Raw genomic sequence first — 19,800 nt, forward strand, 5'->3', positions numbered from 1 at the left:
ATCTGGTCGGTCGATGTGCATTCCGTGAAACTTCCCGACAGACTCCGCAGTGCGGTCCCGCGGGAAAGGGGACGTCACATGACGGCGACAGCGTCGGCCCTGTGGGGGGTGCCTGCCTGTCAGCAATTCCATGGACGTTCCCGCCGGGACGGTCCGGGAGAGCCCCCCGCTCTCCCGGACCGTCCCGGATGCACATGCGGCGCCTCCCGCCCCCACGTCCACGGAATCCCCGCCGCCGTCCCCACCGCGCTCCGCCCGAAGTCCTAGACCGCCGGTCCCGAATTCACCTCACCCCGCACCGGCGGGATGAATTCCGCTCACCACGGCGTTGGTGCCTTCGGCAGCATCGGAGCGGGGGACACCCCGGGGGTTCCCACGCCGTGAGCGGCGCGGCAGCGTCCGGAGAGCGAGGAGACAGGGTGACGGGGACGGAACAGGAGAGCGGGACGCGGGGGAGCGGACCGCAGGGCTGGGCACGGCGGCTGGCGGGCTACTGCTGGCACTACAGGCGGGCCGTGGTGCTCGCCGTCGGCGCCTCCCTCGCGGGCATGGGCGTCATGGCACTCGTTCCGCTGCTCACCAAGGTGATCATCGACGACGTGGTCGTCGGCGGCGGGGACGGCATGGTCCTGTGGATCGGCCTGCTGCTCGCGGCGGCCGTCGTGATCTACGTCCTGACCTGGGCGCGCCGCTACTACGGCGGCCGTCTCGCCCTCGACGTCCAGCACGACCTGCGTACCGAGATGTACCGCGCGATCATCCGCCTCGACGGCCGCAGCCAGGACGAACTGTCGACCGGTCAGGTCGTCGGACGGGGCACCAGCGATCTGCAGCTGGTGCAGAGCCTGCTGTTCATGCTGCCCATGATGATCGGCAACGTGCTGCTCTTCGCCGTCGCCCTCGTGGTGATGGTCGTCCTCTCCCCGCTGCTGACCGTCGTCTCCCTCGCCGTCTTCCCCGCCCTGTGGTGGATCGCCGACCTCAGCCGCACCCGTCTCTTCCCCGCCACCTGGTACGCGCAGCAGCAGGCCGGAGCGGTCGCCTCCGTCGTGGACGGATCGGTCACCGGCGTCCGAGTGGTCAAGGGGTTCGGCCAGGAGTACCAGGAGAAGCGGAAGCTGCGGGACATCAGCCGCGAGCTGTTCGCCGCCCGGCTGCGCACGGTGCGCCTCAACTCCCGCTACACGCCCGCCCTGCAGTCCGTACCCGCCCTGGGGCAGGTCGGCATGCTCGCGCTGGGCGGCTGGATGGCGACCGAGGGCCAGATCACGCTGGGCACGTTCGTCGCCTTCTCCACCTACCTCGCCCAGCTCGTCGGCCCCGTGCGGATGCTCGCCATGATGCTGACGGTCGGGCAGCAGGCGAGGGCCGGCGTCGAACGCGTCTACGACCTGATCGACACCGAGCCGCAGCTGAAGGAGCGGCCCGACGCGCGCGAACTGCCCGCCGACGCCGAGGCGTCCGTCGAGTTCGACGGCGTCGGCTTCGGATACGAGAAGCCGGACGAGCCGCGGGAGGACGAGGCCCGGGAGGACGAGCCGCGGGAGGACGAGGCGGGGGAGGCCGCCGCGTCGCCGGAACCGGCCGGGGCCGCGTCCTCCGCGCCCGCCCGCCGCGGCATGGTCCTGGACGGGTTCAGCCTGCGCGTCGAGCCGGGGGAGACCGTGGCCGTCGTCGGATCGAGCGGCAGCGGCAAGTCCACCCTCGCCCTCCTGCTGCCCCGCTACTACGACGTGACGGAGGGCGCCGTACGGGTCGGCGGGCACGACGTGCGGGACCTGACCCTCGGCTCGCTGCGCTCGGCGATCGGGCTCGTACCCGAGAACAGCTTCCTCTTCTCGGAGACCATCCGGGAGAACATCGCCTACGGCGCCCCCGACGCCACGGACGAGCAGATCCGCGCCGCCGCCCGCGCCGCCCAGGCCGACGGCTTCATCGGTGAACTGCCCGACGGCTACGACACCACCGTCGGCGAGCAGGGGCTGACCCTCTCCGGCGGCCAGCGGCAGCGCATCGCGCTCGCCCGCGCCATCCTCACCGACCCGCGGCTGCTGCTCCTCGACGACGCGACGTCGGCGGTCGACGCGCACGTGGAGCACGAGATCCACGAGGCGCTGCGCAGTGTGATGGCGGGACGTACGACGCTGCTGATCGCGCACCGGAGGTCGACACTCCAACTCGCCGACAGGATCGCCGTCCTGGACGGCGGGCGCCTCGCCGACGTCGGGACGCACGAGGAGCTGGAGGAGCGCTGCGCGCTCTACCGGCGCCTGCTCACCGACCCCGACGAGCTGGGCGAGGTCGAGCGGGACCCGGCGGGCCTCGCCGCCCCCGCCGCCGCGACGGCCCGGCCGGTGCCGCTGACGGCCGGCCTGGCGAACGGCACCGAGGGAGGTGCGGCGACCAAGGACGTTCCGCGGGTGGACGGCGTCACGCCGGAACTGTGGGTCCGCCGCGACGAGAAGTCGGCGGACGGGGCCTCCGGCGCGAGTTCCGACATCGGCTCCGCACAGGCCGGGCGCCCCGGCGGCTTCGCCACCGAGCTGGCGTCCATGCCGGGCAGCCCCGAGCTCCTCGCCAGAGTCGCCGCGCTGCCGCCCGCCGACGACGTCCCCGACGTGGACGAGGAGCGTGCGGAGGGCGCGGAGAAGTCCTACGGGCTGCGCCGGCTGCTGCACGGCTTCGGCGCCGCGCTGCTCGTCGCCCTGCTCTTCGCCGCTCTGGACGCGGCGTTCGGGCTGGCCCTGCCCGTACTGATCCGCAACGGGATCGACGACGGCGTGGAGAAGGCCGCCCTCGGCGCCGTCTGGACGGCGTCCGCGCTGGCCCTCCTCGTGGTGGTCTGCCAGTGGGGCGCGCAGTTCGTCGCCATGCGGCTCACCGGCCGTACGGGCGAGCGTGTGCTCTACGCACTGAGGCTCAAGATCTTCTCCCATCTGCAGCGCCTCGGACTCGACTACTACGAGCGCCATCTGGCCGGTGCCGTCATGACCCGGATGACGACCGACGTGGACGCGCTGTCGACGTTCCTGCAGACCGGGCTCGTCACCGCGGTCGTCTCGGTCTTCACCTTCCTCGGCATCCTCGTGGCGCTGTTCGTGCTCGATCCGCAGCTGGCGCTCGTCGTGTTCGCGACACTGCCCGTTCTGATCGTCGGCACGGTCTACTTCCGGCGGCACAGCGTCAAGGCGTACGAACTCGCCCGCGAGCGGGTCAGCGTCGTCAACGCGGACCTGCAGGAGTCCGTGGCGGGACTGCGCATGGTGCAGGCCTTCCGCCGGGAGCGGCGCGGCACCGACCGCTTCGTGCAGCGCAGCGACGGATACCGCCAGGCGCGGGTGCGCGGGCAGTGGCTGATCTCGGTCTACTTCCCGTTCGTGCAGCTCCTCGCCTCGCTGGCGACGGCAGCGGTGCTGGTCGTGGGGGCCGGCCGGATCGGCGAGGGGACGCTGACGGCGGGCGGGCTGGTGGCCTACCTGCTCTACATCGAGCTGTTCTTCTCGCCCGTGCAGCAGCTGTCGCAGGTCTTCGACGGCTACCAGCAGGCGTCCGTCGCGCTGGGGCGCATCCAGCAGCTGCTGGGCGAGGAGACGACGACGCCGGCGCCGGACCAGCCGCGCGAAGTGGGTGCCCTGCGCGGGGAGATCACCTTCGAGAACGTCGACTTCAGCTACGCCACCGCCGAGGGCGGGAGGCACGAGGAGGAGGCACTGTCCGGCATCGGGCTGACGATCCCGGCCGGGCAGACCGTCGCCTTCGTCGGGGAGACCGGCGCGGGCAAGTCGACGCTCGTCAAGCTGGTCGCCCGCTTCTACGACCCCACCGCCGGCGCCGTCCTCGTCGACGGGGAGGACCTGCGCACGCTCGACCTCCCCGCCTACCGGCACCGGCTCGGAGTCGTGCCGCAGGAGCCGTACCTCTTCCCCAGCACCGTGCGCGACGCCATCGCCTACGGACGGCCCGGCGCCACCGACGCCGAAGTGGAGGCGGCGGCACGGGCGGTGGGCGCCCACGACATGATCGCGACACTGTCGGACGGCTACCTGCACACCGTCGCCGAACGGGGCCGCAACCTCTCCGCCGGGCAGCGGCAGCTCATCGCCCTCGCCCGTGCGGAGCTCGTCGACCCGGACATCCTGCTGCTCGACGAGGCGACAGCGGCGCTCGACCTGGCGACGGAGGCGATGGTGAACCAGGCCACCGACCGGCTCGCCGGGACCCGCACCACCCTCGTCGTCGCGCACAGGCTGACGACCGCGGCTCGCGCGGACCGGGTCGTGGTCCTCGACCGCGGCCGGGTCGTCGAGGACGGCACGCACGGGGAGTTGCTCACGCTGGACGGCAAGTACGCGCAGCTGTGGCGCACTTTCTCGGGCGACCCCGAGCCGGCGGCGGTGCCGACGGCTGCGGAGAGTTCGGCGGTTTGAGGGGTGCGGTGGCGGTTGCCCGGACGAGGCCGTTCTTCGCGCATCGTCGCAGCGTCGGTCTCACAGTGCCGTCGAGACGTGAGGTATCCGGAAGGGGAGCGTCGTGGGTGACATGGTGATCGTGGGCTACCGGCCGAAGCCGGGCGGTGCGGACGAGTTGCTCGCCCTGACGCGTGAGCACGTGCCCCTCCTCCGCCGGCTCGGCCTCGCGACCGACCGGCCCGCGCTCGTGATGCGGGCGAAGAGCGGCGTGATCGTCGAGGTCTTCGAGTGGCGGGACGGTGCGATCACGGCGGCGCACGAGCATCCGGACGTGGTGGCCATGTGGGGCCGGTACGCAGCGGTCTGCGACTACGTTCCCCTGGCGGAACTGTCCGAAGCCAGGGACCTGTTCGCCCAGTTCGAGCCCGTCGACCTGTGAATCGCCGGTCGGCCGAGGCCCCCACGGGCCTTCCGCCCTCCGGCCGTCCCCGGCCCGTTCAGCGCGCCCGCTTCTCCCGGCACAGTTCCACGATGTACTCGTCGACTGTCTGGACGAGCCCTCCACCTGGCAGGGGTTCCGTGCCCGCGCGCCAGTGCACCGCCGACACCTCGTCGTTGGCCGTGAACGGGTGCGGCTCCCGCACTTCCGCCGCGAACACGGCACCGCCCAGGACCCGTTGGGCCTCTCCGACAGCCGTACGCGTGTGCCCGACGAAGCGCAGCTCTGCCTCGTCCACCCGCTGACCGGTCTCCTCCCGCAACTCCCGCACGGCGGCAGCCCTGGGCGTCTCCTGCGGCTCGATGCCGCCTCCGGGCAGCTCCCAGCATGCGCGCTCACGCTCGTAGACCATCAGGACCCGGCCCTCGTGCCAGAGCACGACGAGCACGTATCCGGTCGGGACGTCCTCGTAGCCGGCGCTCTCCGGGAGTTCGGCCGCCTCGTCGAACGAGAGCAGCGCCATCCGGCGCGGGCCGGTGACCAGCGGTACTTCCCGAGCGTCCGTCATGCACAGCAGCGTAATTCCTCGCGCTGCGCGACGGGACGCCGCCCGGAACCGCCACTGCCTGCCGCTGCGGGGACGGTTGGCCGGAGAGGCCCGTCCGGCGGTCCGCTCTCCCACGTCCGCTTCGTGGCGAGGAGCGGCGGGCGTCCGGGCTGCGTCACACCGGAGCGGAAGTTATGGCGGTGCCGCATCCGTACCGGTAAGTTCACCTCGACTTGCCGGATCCAGGGGAGAGCGCATGCGAAGAACCTCCAGATGGCTGCTGTCGTTGACGGTGCTCATAGGCGCCGCCGGTGTCGGCGGAGCATCGTTCAACGCCACAGCGGCGGACACGGACATCAAGGACCGCATCCTCGCGATCAAGGGGATGAGCATCATCGAGGAGAAGCCGGTCGACGGCTACCGCTTCTTCCTCCTCAACTACGAACAGCCGGTGGACCACCGCCACCCCGAGAAGGGGACCTTCAAGCAGCGCCTCTCCCTGCTCCACAAGAGCGAGAAGAGCCCCACCGTCTTCTTCACCTCCGGCTACGGGCTCAACGAGGAGCCCCGGCGCAGCGAGCCGACGCAGATGATCGACGGCAACCAGGTCTCGATGGAGTACCGCTACTTCACCCCGTCGCGGCCCGAGCCGGCCGACTGGTCGAAGCTCGACATCAAGCAGGCCGCCGACGACCAGCACCGTGTCTTCACGGCGCTGAACGACATCTACGGCAAGCGCTGGATCTCCACCGGCGGCAGCAAGGGCGGCATGACGGCGACGTACTACCGCCGCTTCCACCCCGAGGACATGGACGGCACCGTCGCCTACGTCGCGCCCAACGACGTGGACAACAAGGAGGACTCGGCCTACTACGACTTCTTCGAGGAAGTCGGTTCCAAGGAGTGCCGCGACCGCCTCAACTCCACGCAGCACGAGATCTTCGACCGTCGCGGCGAGATGGTCGACCGCCTGAAGAAGTGGGCGAAGGAAGGCAAGTACACCTTCAAGCTCGCGGGCAGCGCCGACAAGGCGTTCGAGCTGGTCGCCCAGGACCTGGTGTGGGGCTTCTGGCAGTACCACCTCGAAGAGGAGGAGTGCGCGGACGTTCCCACCAAGGACGCCAAGACGGACGAACTGTGGGAGTGGGCCAACGAGATCGGCGGCTGGGAGGCAGGCACCGACCAGGGCATGGAGTACTACACGCCGTACTACTTCCAGGCCGGTACGCAGATGGGCTCGCCGGACTACGAGTCGCCCCTCCTGGACGACGTCCGCAAGTACCCGGGCCTCAACACGCCGCGTACGTACGTGCCCCGGGACATCCCGATGAAGTTCGACCGCAAGGCGATGAAGGACGTCGACAGCTGGGTGCGCAAGAACGCCTCGCAGATGCTCTTCGTCAACGGCGAGAAGGACCCCTGGAGCGCCGAGCCGTTCAGCGTCGGCAAGGGCACCGAGGAGTCGTACGTCCTGGAGGCTCCCGGCGCCAACCACGGCGCGGAGATCGCCGGCCTGAACAAGGACGACAAGGCGAAGGCCACCAGCGCGCTGCTGAAGTGGGCGGGTGTGAAGCAGGCCGACGGCGCGCAGCCGAAGCGCCTCACGAAGTACGACGCCGAGCTGGACCGCCCCGATGAGAGGGAGCGGATGCTCCGGCCGTAAGGACCGCACAGGAGGCGGGCGGTCAGCGCCTGCCGTGCACACACGCGGTTCGCACGCGAGGGCCCGGCCCGGGGGATCGAAATCCCCCGGGCCGGGCCCTCCGCTCGTCGCGCGCCCCCGCGGGCTCAGACCTCGGCGAGCAGCGCCTTCAGGTGGTCCCGCACCCCGGGAAGGAGGGCGGGCAGGTCCGGCACCTCGGGGTACCAGCGCTTCTCGTACTCCCAGCACAGCCATCCGCGGGCGCTGTCCGCACGGGCGGCGGGCGCCGGGCTGCCCCCTGATCCCACGGCCCCGATGGGGTCGTCCGCCTCGCCCGCGTGCGTCAGCAGCCCGAGGATCCGGTGCAGCGGGAGCACGCCCTGGCCGGGAGGGAGCGGAGTGGTGTCGTCCACGGATGCGATGTCCTTGACCTGCACGTAGCCGAGGAAGGGCGCGAGGAGGCGGTGGCTGACCACCGGGTCCTCGCCGGCCCGCCACGTGTGCATGACGTCCCACAGCGCACCCGCCGAGGCGTGGCCCACCGCGGCGAGCACGCGCGCCGCGTCCTCGCCGGTGCTGTGCGAGTCGTGCGTCTCCAGCAGCAGCCGCACGCCCAGGTCCGCGGCCGGCGGCGCCATCGCCGCGAGGCGGCGTGCGGCGGTCGCGTCGGCCTCTTCGATGCTGTCGCCGCCGCCGGGGAACACCCGTACGTACGAGGCCCCCAGATCCCGCGCCAGCTCCAGCAGCCCGCGTACCTCCCCGAACACCGCCTCGTCGTCACCGGGGGCCGCGACCTTCGCGTACCCGGCGACGGTGAGGATCTCCACTCCCGCCGCCTTGAACTCCTCGACCACGTCGACACGGTCGTCGAGGGACAGTCCGGGGTGCACCGGCTCCTCGGGGTGCGCGCGCAGCTCCAGGCCCTCGTAGCCGTTGTCGGCGGCGAGCTGGACTGCGTCGGACACGGACAGACCTGGGATGCCAAGGGTGGAGAAAGCGAGTCGCATTGCCACAGCGGATCAGATGTCGGTGCTGTCGGACAAGCTCCTGGGCACGAACTGCCCGCTCGTGCCCCGCGACAGGGGCCCGTGTGGCCGTGTGTCCGTCTGGCCGTGTGTCCGGGGCATGCCGTACCGAGTACCCGTACGGCCGCGTCGCAGACGTGGCGTACCGCGCAGCGGCCGTACGTCGCACCGTGCGGCCGGCCGTCGTCCGGCGCGGCCGCCCCGCGTCCGCGTGAAAGCCGCTCCCCGGCGCCCGGCGGCCGGGAGCGCGTTCAGTCCGCGCGGCCGGCCGGAACCCCCGTCGACGCCCGCACCATGAGTTCGACGCGTACGGTCGCGACTCCGCCCGGCGGGGGCGTCTCCCTGCCGAGGGCGAGGCGGCCGGCCCGCGCGCCCGCGTCGTGCAGGGGTATGCGGACGGTGGTGAGGGCGGGGGAGGCGTCGGCGCTGAAGGGCAGGTCGTCGAAGCCCGCGACGGAGACGTCCTCGGGTATGCGCTTCCCCTGATCCCGCAGGGCGGCGCATATCCCCAGCGCGACGGTGTCGTTGGCGGCCACGACGGCGGTCAGGTCCGGGACGCGGCGCAGCAGTTCGAGGGCGCCGTCGTAGCCGGAGGAGCGGTCGTAGTCGCCGCCGTGCACCGTGAAGTGCTCCGCCTGCGCGAGAAGGCCGGCGGAGTGCTCGCCGAGGGCGAGCCGGTGGCCTTCGAGCCGGTGCCGGGTGGTGGTGCTGTGGGCGGGGCCCGCGACGTAGCCGATGCGCCGGTGGCCCAGCGACAGCAGGTGCTCCGTCAGCCGCCGGCTGCCGCCGCGGTTGTCGAAGGCGACCGTGACGATGCCGTCGCCCTCGTCCCGCTCGTCCCCCGCGCCGCCCTCCGGCGCCCCCTTGCCCTCTTCACCCGCCGCGGCGGTCAGGGGCGGACGTCCGCACAGAACGATGCGGGTGCCTCCCGCGGCGAGGCGGCGCAGGCGCGCCGCGACGGCCGCCCCGTGCTCCTCGTCCTCCACGGCACCGCCCGTGAGGACGACGGCCGCGGCGCGCTGCCGCTGCAGATGCGTCAGGTAGGTCAGTTCGCTCTCCGGCGAGCCGCCGGTGTTGCAGACGACGGCCAGTTTCTGGCCGCCCGTGCCGCCCGCCGCGCCTTCGCCCATCTCGCTCTGCACGGCGCCGGCGATGATGCCGAAGAAGGGGTCGGCGATGTCGTTGACGAGGATGCCCACCAGGTCGGAGGTGGCCGCGGCGAGGGCGCTCGCCGGGCCGTTGACGACGTACTGCAGCTCCTCGACCGCGCGGAGCACCCTCGTCCGAGTGGCGCCCGCCACCGGGTAGTTGCCGCTCAGCACGCGCGAGACGGTTGCCGCCGAGACCCCCGCTCGCGTCGCCACATCGGCCAGGGTCACTGCCATTCAGTCCTCCGTTGTCCGCTGCCCACGTCCGTCCGGGCTGGTCCACTGTGTGCCTGCGTAGCGCTGTGCAGTTGGCGGCTGCGGAGCCCCTGGGACGCACGCGTCGGGGCAGCCGAACCCGCAGTCGCCGCCCGCGGTGCCGTACAGGAGCGCGCCGCACGGCCGCGGCCGTACAGCTGTGCGTGCGGGCGGCGGGCGGGCCCATGTTCTCACTCTGTTCGGGTCGCGGTGACCACAACCGGTGACGAGACAGCAGTGGGACAGAGCCGGACAGATGGGCCGCGGTACGCCGCACACGCTCCCGCCCCGGTGGCGCGAGCGGCCCGCGCGCCCGTGATCGGCAAGCGCTTTCCGTGACCGCGTGCCCGGCGCCGGGCGGGTGCGGGGGCCGGTCCTCATCGCGTTCCTCTCCGCAGGCGGGGCGCCGCGGCGACTTCTCGTGCCGCCGTCTGGCTCTTCGGGTCCGACAAGTACACACTCGGACTGGCACTACGTACATCCCATGACTCATCCGGTACATCCGAATGCGGTCCGCGCGCGCCACGTCGGCGTCGGGGCCGTCCGAAGCGCCCTTCCCGGCCGGGGCCCGGCGGTCCCGGCCGGATGGCGTGGCCAACTCGCGGGTGACAGGCTGACGTTGGACGAGTGGGCGCGGCGCGGATGCGGACGGCGGGCTTGTCCGGGAGGGCGGGCGGCAGCAGACTCCTCACAGGGGAAAGCGCTTTCCCCGGCTTCGGCGCCCCGACGGCCGCAGCGGCCCGACTCCGGCACGACGGCGTGACGGCGCGGCAGTACCGGGCAGAGCCGGGCAGGCGGACAGTAAGGAGAAGACCCACGTGACACGCAGGACAGTGCGCATCGCCATGAACGGGGTGACCGGGCGGATGGGATACCGCCAGCACCTCCTCCGCTCCGTACTGGCCATCCGCGAGAACGGCGGGCTGGACCTCGGCGACGGCAGCATGCTGTGGCCCGAGCCCGTGCTCGTCGGCCGTCGCGACCTCGCGCTCAAGGCCATCGCCGAGCGGCACGGCCTGGACGAGTGGACGACCGACCTCGACGCCGTCCTCACCGACGCGAGCATCGACGTCTACTTCGACTCCCAGCTCACCAGCGCCCGCGAGGACGCGCTCCGCAAGGCGATCGCAGCCGGGAAGCACATCTACACCGAGAAGCCCACCGCCACCGGGCTCGACGGCGCACTCGACCTGGCGCGCCTGGCGCAGGCCGCCGGCGTCAGGCACGGCGTCGTACAGGACAAGCTCTTCCTGCCGGGACTGCTGAAGCTCAAACGCCTCGTCGACGGCGGCTTCTTCGGACGGATCCTCTCCGTGCGCGGCGAGTTCGGCTACTGGGTCTTCGAGGGCGACTGGCAGGAGGCGCAGCGGCCCTCCTGGAACTACCGTTCGGAAGACGGCGGCGGCATCGTCGTCGACATGTTCCCGCACTGGGAGTACGTGCTCAACGGCCTGTTCGGGAGGGTCACTTCGGTCCAGGCGCACGCGGTCACACACATCCCGCGGCGCTGGGACGAGCGCGGCGAGCCCTACGGCGCCACGGCCGACGACGCCGCCTACGGGATCTTCGAACTCGACGGAGGCGTCGTCGCACAGATCAACTCCTCCTGGGCGGTGCGCGTCAACCGCGACGAGCTCGTCGAGTTCCAGGTCGACGGCACGGAGGGCTCCGCCGTCGCGGGACTGCGCCGCTGCCGCGTGCAGCACCGGGCGCACACGCCCAAGCCGGTGTGGAACCCGGACCTGCCCGCCACGGAGACCTTCCGCGACCAGTGGCAGGAGGTCCCGGACAACGGGGAGTTCGACAACGGCTTCAAGGCGCAGTGGGAGCTGTTCCTGCGGCACGTGGCGCTGGGGACGCCCTGGGAGTGGGACCTGCTGGCAGGCGCCCGGGGCGTGCAGCTCGCCGAACTCGGCCTGCGGTCCTCGGCGGAGGGACGGCGCCTGCCGGTCCCTGAACTGTCGCTCTGACACGCCGGGTTGCGAGGGACGTTCCGAGGGTTGTTGCGAGGGATGTTACGAGGGAGAGGGAGACAGCCTGTGATCCGACTGCCCGACGAGAACGGCGTCCTGCGCCTCCACGAGCCGAGGGCCGAACCGGCCGGCCCGGTGCTGCTGCCGCCGTCCGGTGCCCCGCCAGCCTCCCGTACGGTCTTCGCCGCCGCGCACGTCGTCGCCGACCCCCTCGCCGACCCGGCCTCCCGCAGCCCCGCCCTCGACTGGGACGCCACCCTCGCCTTCCGCCGCCACCTGTGGTCGCACGGCCTGTGCGTCGCCGAGGCCATGGACACGGCCCAGCGCGGGGCGGGCCTCGACTGGACGGCGGCGGCGGAGCTGACGGTGCGCTCCGCGGCGGAGGCGCGGGCGGTCGGCGGACGGGTCGCCTGCGGGGCCGGGACGGACCAACTGCCGGACGGCGAAGCCGACTTGAGCGCCGTGCGCAGAGCGTACGAGGAGCAGCTGGAGGTGGTGGAGAAGACGGGGGCCCAGGCGGTCGTCATGGCCTCCCGGGCCCTCGCCGCGACCGCCCGCGGCCCCGAGGACTACCTGGACGTCTACGGAGAGCTGCTCCGGCAGGCCGCCGAACCCGTCATCCTCCACTGGCTGGGGCCGATGTTCGACCCCGCGCTGGAAGGCTACTGGGGGAGCGCCGAACTGGACGCCGCCACCGGCACGTTCCTGCGGATCATCGAGGAGCGTCCCACGAAGGTCGACGGCGTGAAGGTGTCCCTGCTCGACGCCCGGCGCGAGGCGGAGCTGCGGCGCCGGCTCCCGGAAGGCGTCCGCTGCTACACCGGCGACGACTTCAACTATCCCGAACTCATCGCGGGCGACGGCGAGTTCCACAGCGACGCCCTGCTCGGCGTCTTCGACCCGCTCGCACCGCTCGCCGCCGAGGCGGTCCGGCTCCTCGACGCGGGCGACCGCGACGGATTCGAGGCCGTGCTCGCCCCGACGGTCCCGCTCGCCCGGCACCTCTTCGAGGCGCCGACACGCTTCTACAAGACGGGAGTCGTGCTCCTCGCATGGCTCGCCGGCCATCAGGACCACTTCGTGATGGTCGGGGGCATGCAGTCGGCACGCTCGCTCCCGCACCTCGCCCGCGCCTACGAACTGGCCGACGGGCTGGGCCTCTTCCCCGACCCCGGCCTGGCGGAGACGCGCATGCGCCGCCTCCTCGACCTCCACGGAGTCGCGCGGTGACCCAGGACGACCTCGCCCGCTTCTCCATCAACCAGGAGACCGTCAAGCAGCTCACGCTCCCCCAACTGGCCGACGCCTGCGGCCGGTCGGGCATCCGGCAGGTGGGCCTGTGGCGGGCGCCGGTCCAGGCGTACGGTCCGGAGGCGGCCGCCCGGCTGATGCGCGACGCGGGGCTCGTCGTCACGTCGCTCTGCAGGGGCGGCTTCCTCACGGATCCCGGCCCGGCCGCGCGGCGCCGCGCGCTCGACGACAACCGCGCCGCGGTCGAGGAGGCAGCGACGCTGGGGACGGGCACGCTCGTACTCGTCTGCGGAGGGCTGCCGCGGGGGAGCAGGGACCTCGCGGGCGCACGGGAGCGGATCGCGGACGCGCTCGCCGAACTCGCCCCGTACGCGGGGGAGCTGGGCGTGCGTCTGGCGATCGAGCCGCTGCACCCGATGTTCGCCTCCGACCGGTGCGTCGTCTCGACGCTCGGGCAGGCGCTCGACCTGGCGGAGCGCTTCCCGGCGGAGCAGGTCGGCGTCGTCGTCGACACGTACCACGTGTGGTGGGACGACCGCGCGCCCGAGGAGATCGCGCGGGCGGGAGCGGGCGGCCGGCTGGCCGCGTTCCAGCTCGCGGACTGGGTGACGCCGCTGCCCGAAGGCGTACTGCTGGGCCGGGGCCAGCTCGGGGACGGCGCCGTCGACCTGCGGCGCTTCCGCGGACTCGTCGACGCTGCGGGGTACGGCGGGCCCATCGAGGTGGAGATCTTCAACCCGGGCCTGTGGGCACGGGACGGTGCCGAAGTGCTCGCGGAGACCGTGGAGCGGTACGTGCGCCACGTCCTGCCGGAGAGGGACGTCGCAGGCCACGGAGAAACCTGAAGAAGAAATTCCGGATCGCGCGCAACCGTTCCGGCCGATCGGGGGTCTTAGCTGGTACTCGGGCCTCCTGGGGGGTCAGCAGAGGCCGAGGGGGCAGAGGGGCCCGGCCGTTGGAGCACGGCAGCCGGGCCCCTGTCCCATGCGCCCGGCGCCGGGGCGCAGCGCGGGAGTCGGCCGGCGACCGGCGACCGGCGACCGGCGGCCGAGACGACCGGCGGCGCGCGCCTGGCACCAACACCCGTTTCGTGTACGGAAGTTGCGTTCCGAGGCCGATTCGCACGGTTGCGATCCGTGATGTGGTGCGAACGCTCTGGTTACCGGTGGGTCGGCCGCTAGTCTCCGCAGGTGCACCGGTGTCACCGAACGGGTGTCACCGAACGAGTGCCCTGTAAGACAGCTCTGGAGTGTGCGCATGCCGACCACATGCCCACGTTGTGGGACGAGATCATCTGCCGCGTCCGAATCGTGCCGGGAGTGCGGACACGGTCTCTATCGCCTTTCGTATCCCGACGCCGCGCAGACGTCGCCGCTGAACCTCCGCGCCATAGGCGGCGCCATACCCGGAAGCGCACGGCTCGCCATGACCGGCGCGGCCCTGGTCCTCGGCGCGGGCGTCGCGGCGGGGCTGATGGTCGCCGGCGGCGAGGACGAGGAGCCCGTCTCGAACAAGAAGATCCCCGCCTCCGCCCTGCCGCGCGAACCCACGGAGACCGCCGAACCTGCCTCCCCCGAGCCCTCGAAGAGCGAAGCGCCGGCGAAGCCCGCCCCCACGACCACCTCGCCCCCACCGAGCACACCGGCGCCCGAACCCTCCTACACGCCGACCTCCGGACCGTCCATACCCGGGGTCTCCGAGGCGGAGTGGGCGCGGGAGTTCGCCGAGAGGCTGAGGGAGAAGTACGGCACCCCGGGCCCCGGGCGCACCCACTGGGAGCAGCACGAGCAGGGCGACGGCTACTCGTACGACTACGAGTACAGCTACAGCTACGACTACCAGCAGGGCGAGTAGCCCCGAGCGCCGCCGGGCCCGAAGCGCCGACCGCGACAGGGTCCGGCGGAACCCCGCTGAGTTCCGGGCGAGGCGGCACCGGTCCCGGCGCGGGGCGAGCGAGGGCGGGGCTGCGGGGTTGGCAGTTCGTTCACTGGGATTCGTAGAACTCTGCCAGAGCTCGGTGGACGGAGGCCGGAGTCCGGGTGTCAGAAGAATTGTTCATGCCGAGCATTGCCAGGTCGATCACGATGCTCTCGATGTGGTGAGGCGTGTCGAACTCCTGCAGGTTCCAGCTCTTGATTCCCTCGAGAGCGCGACTCACAGCGTGATAAGCGGGACTGACGTCCTCCCACCCCGGTGCAACACTGCGTCCTCCTTCAGGGTTTTTCACCATGGGGCGATAGGGGGGAATAATGATGAAGGGCGGCATCCCGTCGCCGTTCTTGTTCTGCAAGATCTGCGCGTCACTGCTCTGTGGTCGGCCACCGTACCTGTCGAAGGCGAACTGCCCGGCCATCAGGATTGCGTCAGTCGTGAGCTGAGGTGGAACGGTGGATGTGAATTCCACTATTGGGATCCTGATGATGGACCGCCAGACTTCCAGAGTTTCCTGATTGGTGGTTGCCACGTGAATCTTCATCAGTTCCTCGGGATCGGCATGTGGGGCATGATGTGTACGCGACCCATTTGTGACATCTCTTCGAGGCTGAGGGCCACGGGGGTGTCCACGGAACCCCCCGCATCGGCAAGATGTTCGATCTCGCTTTCCGCCTTGATTGCGTGATCCGGGATCGACGAGTAGACAACCGTGTACGGGCCCTCATCGGGGAACCTGCCATGCATCTCACGACCATATGCCGCTGCGCCCTCCGCGGTACCGCTGAAGTACTTGGTTTCTACGCCGTATGGGTTCTCAAATCTCCTCGTTGCTTGGATTTGCTGCAGCTCAGGGTCTTTGACAGCTCGATAGAGATATCTCTCGCCCGGGCCCAGTTTTCCGGTGTTCGGTCCGCACTCCGGCGCCAGGCCCAGCGCGTCTGCTGTCGTGTAGGGGTTTTCGACATAGGCAACGGGGTTCGGTGCAGGGGCGAGGCCCAGCGGGTCGGGGCTGCTGTACCGGGCAGTCTCCGGGTCGTAGTGCCGGAAGTAGTTGTAGTGCAGGCCGGTTTCTTGATCGGCGTACTGTCCCGGGAAGCGGAGGGGAGTGTAAGCAGTCGCGTCACGGTTCCAGGTAGTGCTTCCCCAAAGGCTGGTGCGGGTGTGCCAGACGATGTGGCCGGTTTCGTCGACCAGTTCGGTCGGCCGGCCGACGAGGTCCGTGACGATGGCGAAGAAGCGCGAGTCGACCTGGTCCTGGGTGAGGGCTTTCCGCTCGTACTGGGCGAGGGGGCGATGACCCTCGTGGTCCCAGGTGAGGGTGACACCGGTAGCAGTGTCGGACTGTTCCGCGAGACGGGTGCCGTCCCAGGTGAAATAGGTCGCCTCGACGGGTGAACCCTCGGCGTTGAGGCGGTACTTGCCGGTGCGTCGCCCCAGCGCGTCGTAGGTGTAGGTCCAGCGTGCGCCGTCGGGGGTGGTACAGGCCGTGAGTCGGTCCTCGGCGTCCCATTCGTAGCGCCAGGTGTCGGGCTTGCGGGACAGGCGGGTCCGCTGCCGCAGCGTCATGCGGCCTGCCGAATCGTGTTCGTAGCGCACGCCGCCCGCGGAGTCGATACGTGTGCCGGTGTATGTCCGCTCACCACAAGCAACGGCGCGTCCTGCCTGCTCGGGCCATGTGGCAGCGGTCTGGTTGCCTGCGGAGTCGTAGGCGTAGGTTTCTGACCAGCCGTCCGCGGTCACGGTGAGCGGCCGTCCGACCGGGTCGAGTTCGACCTGCTCGTTGCGACCGGTGATCTCCTCGGTGATCGAAGTGAGATTGCTGTCGGGGCGGTAGGCGTACGAGCGGGCGCGCTGGGTGCGGGTGTTGGTGACGAGGTGCTGGCCGATGAGCCGTCCCAACGGGTCCCAGGCCGAGGCGAGGGTGACCGCTTCACCGATGGTGCGCTCGATTTCGCGCCCGTTGGCGTCATGCGTGAAGCCGAGCCGATGGCCGTCGGCGGAGAGCGACGTGCGGTTGCCAGCGCTGTCGTAGGTGAAAGTGCTGACGGCACCGGTCGGCGTGGTGCGGGTAGTGCGGCGGCCGAGTTCGTCGTAGTCGTAGCGGGTGGTGCGCCCGTCGACGGTCTCGGCCAGCATCCGGCCGACGACGTCGTATTCGAGGTCGAGGCTGGTACCGGGTGCTGAGGCGTGTATCAGCCGGCCGGCGTCGTCGTAGGTGTAGTCGGTCAGTGCGCCTGAGGCGTTCTTGGACACGACGCGTCCGAGGGAGTCGCGCTGGTAGGTGACCGTGTCCCCCAGCGGTGTGGTGCGGTCCCTGAGTTGGCCTGCGGCGTCGTAGGTGTAGGTGATCTCGCGCTCGTCGAAGTCGGACTCCGTGACGAGGCGGCCCGCGCGGTCGTAGATGTAGTCCCAGGTCAGTCCCTGGGGGTTGGTGACCTGGGTGAGGCGCAGTTCGGTGTCGTACGCGAACCGGTAGCGCGCACCGTCGGCCGCGGTGCGGGATGAGAGCAGGTCGAAATGGGTGTACGCGTTGCGTGTTTCCCCGCCGTTGGGATCGGTGTGGTTGACGCAATTGCCCTCCCCGTCCCAGCGCCAGGTTTCCTCGGTGCCGTCCGGTGCTACGCGACGGGTCGGCTTGCCCTCAACGGACCATTCGAGGCGTGTCGTAGCCCCCAGCGAGTCCGTGAAGCTGACAGGGCGGCCGAACGCATCGCGGATGCAGGTGGTTTCCGGGCCCAGAGGGTTGGTGTGAGTGAGAGGGAGGCCGGCCTCGCTGTTTCTGATCGTCGTCACGGCTCCGAGCGCGTCCGTGACCGTCGCCACCGCTCCGGTGGGGTCGTGGGTGTAGCGCGTCACGGCACCGTCGGGTGCGATCAGGGCCGTGCGGTTTCCCCGGGCGTTGAACTCCTGCCGCCAGACCGTGTCGTCCGGGAGGGTGATCTCCGTGGGCAGGTGCTGGTGGTTGTAGGCCGTCGAGGTGCTGGTGCCGTCGGGGCGGTGAACAGAGAGCAGATCGAGGTGATCGTCCGCCCATTCGAAGCGGGTCGTGCGGCCCAGGGCGTCCGTGCGGGAGAGCAGGTTGTCATGGCGGTCCCATTCGCTGTGGACCGTGTTGCCCAACGGGTCAGTCTCAGCGATGACTTGGCCGAGATGGTTCAGCTGGTACGTGGTGACCGCCCCGAGGGAGTCGGTGTATCGCGTGGTGAGCCGGGCCTTGTCGTATTCCAGCTGCGAGGAGAGGTAGCCCTCCGGGCCGACGGTGCGGGTGACGCGGCCGCGTTCGTCGTAGACGAACTGGTAGGTGGAGTCGTTGCGGTCGGTCCAGGACGTGATGCGGTGGTCGCCGTCGTAACCGAACACCAGCGGCAGCCCGGATGAGTTGACGATGTGCGTCAGGTTCCGGGCGTCGTCGTAGGCGTAGGACTTCACCTGCACCGGGCCGTCGGACGTCCGCAGGGCGATGGCGGAGATCAGTCCGTCGTCGGTGGCGACCTCCACGTGGTAGCCGCCGTCGTGGCGTACCGCCGTCGGCGTGCCGTCCGCTTCGCGGTCGATGCTGATGCCGTTGCCTTTGCGGTCCTCGACCTCCGTCAGCCACCAGACGCCCTGCGTGCCGTCCTCCTGGGGCAGGAAGCGCCGGGTCAGGCCCGTGCGGGGATCGGTGACGGCCATGTCCCAGCCACTGGAGCCCTGCACGCACGTCAGAGGGATGCGGTTGCCTTCGTACGGGTGGACGGCCTCACCGATCATGTCGGGGGCGTGGTGGTAGCGCAGCGAGGAGCCGTCCACCCGGTGCCACCACAACTCGGTGGTGCCTTCCGCGACTTCGAGCCGTTCGTCCAGGGTGGAGGCCCAGGACGGGCCGTAGAAGCGGCCGTCGCGGTAGCCGGATATGTGGGTGCGCTCGATCACGAGAGGCAGGACGCCCGGCAGGGTGAGGTCGGTCTGGTGCTGGAAGACCTCGCCCGTAGCCATGTCGATGGGGTCGCCGCCCAGGCATTTGTCGTTCGCGTTGCGTCCCTTGGCCGACAGCTCCGGCGAGGGCGGCTTGCCCTTGCCGCCGGGGTTGTTCTTGCCCGCCGGGTTCGGGCCGCCCGGCAGCCCGCCGGGGCCCTTGCCGTCGCCTCGCGAGTTGATGGCCTTCATCGAGTCCGCGACCGAACTCTCGTTGTCGCGGTGGCGCTTGGCCATCGAGCGCACCCCGCCGGGGACGCCTTCGCCGATGTGCTTGGCGACCTTCTTCAGGGTTTTCTCGGAGCCGCTGAGCGCGCCGTCGAGGACGCTGTCGAAGGCTTGCGTGAAGGGATCGCGTCCCTTGGTGCGGCCGAAGGCGCCTTTCGCCCTGCCGAGCGGGGCAAGGGAGTTGGTCCGCATGTCCGAGGCGTGGCGGGAGAGCTTCGCCGCTCCGTTGTCGAACTCGTCCGGGTCGATCCGCACGCGGCCGCCCCCTTGGCCGCTCCCACCGCTCGAACCTCCGTTTCCGCCCGCGGAGTTGAGGTTCATCCCTCCCTTGCCGTCGTGGCCGCCGCCGGAGTCGCCGCCAGCGCTGTCGCCGCCGCCCTCGCCGGGCGGGAGGCTGATCGCGTCGTCGGCGAGGTCGAGGATCATGTCCTCGGTCATCTTCTCCAGCTTGGCCGTGACCGGCTCGGTCACCTCCGCCAGGAGCCGTTCGACAATCTCTTCCTGCGCCTCCTTGATGATGCGGCGGATCAGCTCCCGCATCGCGGTCACCTGGGCGGCGCCCAGCAGGGCGGACAGGCCGCCGGTGAAGATGGCGGCACCGATCGCGATGCCCGCGGAGGCCGCCATCGCGCCGAGTTCGATCTCGGCCTTGACTTTCATGCCGTAGATGACGTCCGCGACCACGTCGCACCGCCTTCGCGAACAGGCGCGCCACTTTTGGTACTTCGTCGAGATGTGAGCCCTTGACCTTCCCCCAGTGGCCTTTCAGCGCGTCGACCGCGTACCCCTCGCTGGAGGCCAGAATGCGGTTCACCGCAGCGTGGGCATCTCCGCCGTGACCCTCGAACTTGTCAGCGAACTCCCGCATGGCGTCGGCCATTTCGCGGTAGTCGTCCTCGTCCACGTTGGGCCAGTTGATGCCGATGAAATCCAGAATCTCATCGAGCCAGCCCGGCAGAACGTAGCCCATCCCCGCCCCCCCCCGTCGCTCTAC

At 70.7% G+C, this 19,800-nt stretch carries 12 protein-coding genes; 7 read left to right on the top strand and 5 right to left on the bottom strand.

What is annotated here, in order from left to right; genetic code table 11:
- Window positions 1–419 precede the first annotated feature (419 nt).
- The gene (locus tag H181DRAFT_RS25315; RefSeq protein ID WP_045866741.1) at window positions 420–4,427 is read left to right on the top strand and encodes an ABC transporter ATP-binding protein; all 4,008 of its coding nucleotides are present in this window, start codon (window positions 420–422) and stop codon (window positions 4,425–4,427) included.
- A gap of 103 nt (window positions 4,428–4,530) precedes the next feature.
- Entirely contained in the window at window positions 4,531–4,848 is a 318-nt protein-coding gene (locus tag H181DRAFT_RS25320; RefSeq protein WP_199810847.1) for a hypothetical protein, read from the top strand.
- Window positions 4,849–4,906: 58 nt separating this feature from the next.
- Here the strand turns inward: H181DRAFT_RS25320 and H181DRAFT_RS25325 are convergent, their stop codons facing one another.
- Window positions 4,907–5,416: an NUDIX hydrolase gene (locus tag H181DRAFT_RS25325; RefSeq protein ID WP_052708726.1), complete on the bottom strand. Its 510-nt coding sequence runs from the start codon at window positions 5,414–5,416 to the stop codon at window positions 4,907–4,909.
- Between the two features lie 235 nt (window positions 5,417–5,651).
- Here H181DRAFT_RS25325 and H181DRAFT_RS25330 point away from each other — a divergent pair, with 235 nt between their 5' ends.
- Window positions 5,652–7,058: a S28 family serine protease gene (locus tag H181DRAFT_RS25330; RefSeq protein WP_045866742.1), complete on the top strand. Its 1,407-nt coding sequence runs from the start codon at window positions 5,652–5,654 to the stop codon at window positions 7,056–7,058.
- A gap of 125 nt (window positions 7,059–7,183) precedes the next feature.
- Here H181DRAFT_RS25330 and H181DRAFT_RS25335 read toward each other — a convergent pair whose 3' ends face one another.
- Together H181DRAFT_RS25335 and H181DRAFT_RS25340 are read right to left on the bottom strand one after the other, a co-directional pair.
- A complete protein-coding gene (locus H181DRAFT_RS25335) occupies window positions 7,184–8,044 on the bottom strand; it encodes a sugar phosphate isomerase/epimerase family protein (RefSeq protein WP_045866797.1) in 861 nt (286 codons plus the stop codon).
- A 269-nt stretch (window positions 8,045–8,313) separates the two neighbouring features.
- On the bottom strand, window positions 8,314–9,447 hold the full coding sequence (locus H181DRAFT_RS25340) for a LacI family DNA-binding transcriptional regulator (protein WP_045866743.1): 1,134 nt from the start codon (window positions 9,445–9,447) through the stop codon (window positions 8,314–8,316).
- 836 nt (window positions 9,448–10,283) lie between these two features.
- On the opposite strand from H181DRAFT_RS25340, the gene H181DRAFT_RS25345 reads away from it, so the two are divergent.
- From H181DRAFT_RS25345 to H181DRAFT_RS25360, 4 genes are all read left to right on the top strand, one after another.
- The gene (locus H181DRAFT_RS25345; RefSeq protein WP_045866744.1) at window positions 10,284–11,435 is read left to right on the top strand and encodes a Gfo/Idh/MocA family protein; all 1,152 of its coding nucleotides are present in this window, start codon (window positions 10,284–10,286) and stop codon (window positions 11,433–11,435) included.
- A 69-nt stretch (window positions 11,436–11,504) separates the two neighbouring features.
- Window positions 11,505–12,668 carry a dihydrodipicolinate synthase family protein gene (locus tag H181DRAFT_RS25350; protein ID WP_254666965.1) on the top strand — a complete coding sequence of 388 codons (1,164 nt, stop codon included), beginning with the start codon at window positions 11,505–11,507 and terminating at the stop codon, window positions 12,666–12,668.
- Window positions 12,665–13,534 carry a sugar phosphate isomerase/epimerase family protein gene (locus tag H181DRAFT_RS25355; protein WP_045866746.1) on the top strand — a complete coding sequence of 290 codons (870 nt, stop codon included), beginning with the start codon at window positions 12,665–12,667 and terminating at the stop codon, window positions 13,532–13,534. The genes H181DRAFT_RS25350 and H181DRAFT_RS25355 overlap by 4 nt, the downstream gene beginning before the upstream one ends.
- A 580-nt stretch (window positions 13,535–14,114) precedes the next feature.
- Window positions 14,115–14,543, top strand: coding sequence for a hypothetical protein (locus tag H181DRAFT_RS25360; protein WP_045866747.1), 429 nt, complete (start codon window positions 14,115–14,117; stop codon window positions 14,541–14,543).
- Between the two features lie 130 nt (window positions 14,544–14,673).
- Here the strand turns inward: H181DRAFT_RS25360 and H181DRAFT_RS25365 are convergent, their stop codons facing one another.
- Both H181DRAFT_RS25365 and H181DRAFT_RS25370 read right to left on the bottom strand, forming a co-directional pair.
- Window positions 14,674–15,165 (bottom strand): hypothetical protein, encoded by a 492-nt coding sequence (locus H181DRAFT_RS25365; RefSeq protein WP_045866748.1) that lies wholly within the window; start codon window positions 15,163–15,165, stop codon window positions 14,674–14,676.
- The gene (locus H181DRAFT_RS25370) at window positions 15,165–19,490 is read right to left on the bottom strand and encodes a DUF6531 domain-containing protein (protein ID WP_052708728.1); all 4,326 of its coding nucleotides are present in this window, start codon (window positions 19,488–19,490) and stop codon (window positions 15,165–15,167) included. Before H181DRAFT_RS25370 ends, H181DRAFT_RS25365 begins: the two co-directional genes overlap by 1 nt.
- Window positions 19,491–19,800 lie beyond the last annotated feature (310 nt).

The organism is Streptomyces sp. WMMB 714, from assembly GCF_900090125.1.
In the GTDB taxonomy this organism is placed as follows: Bacteria; Actinomycetota; Actinomycetes; order Streptomycetales; family Streptomycetaceae; genus Streptomyces; species Streptomyces daqingensis.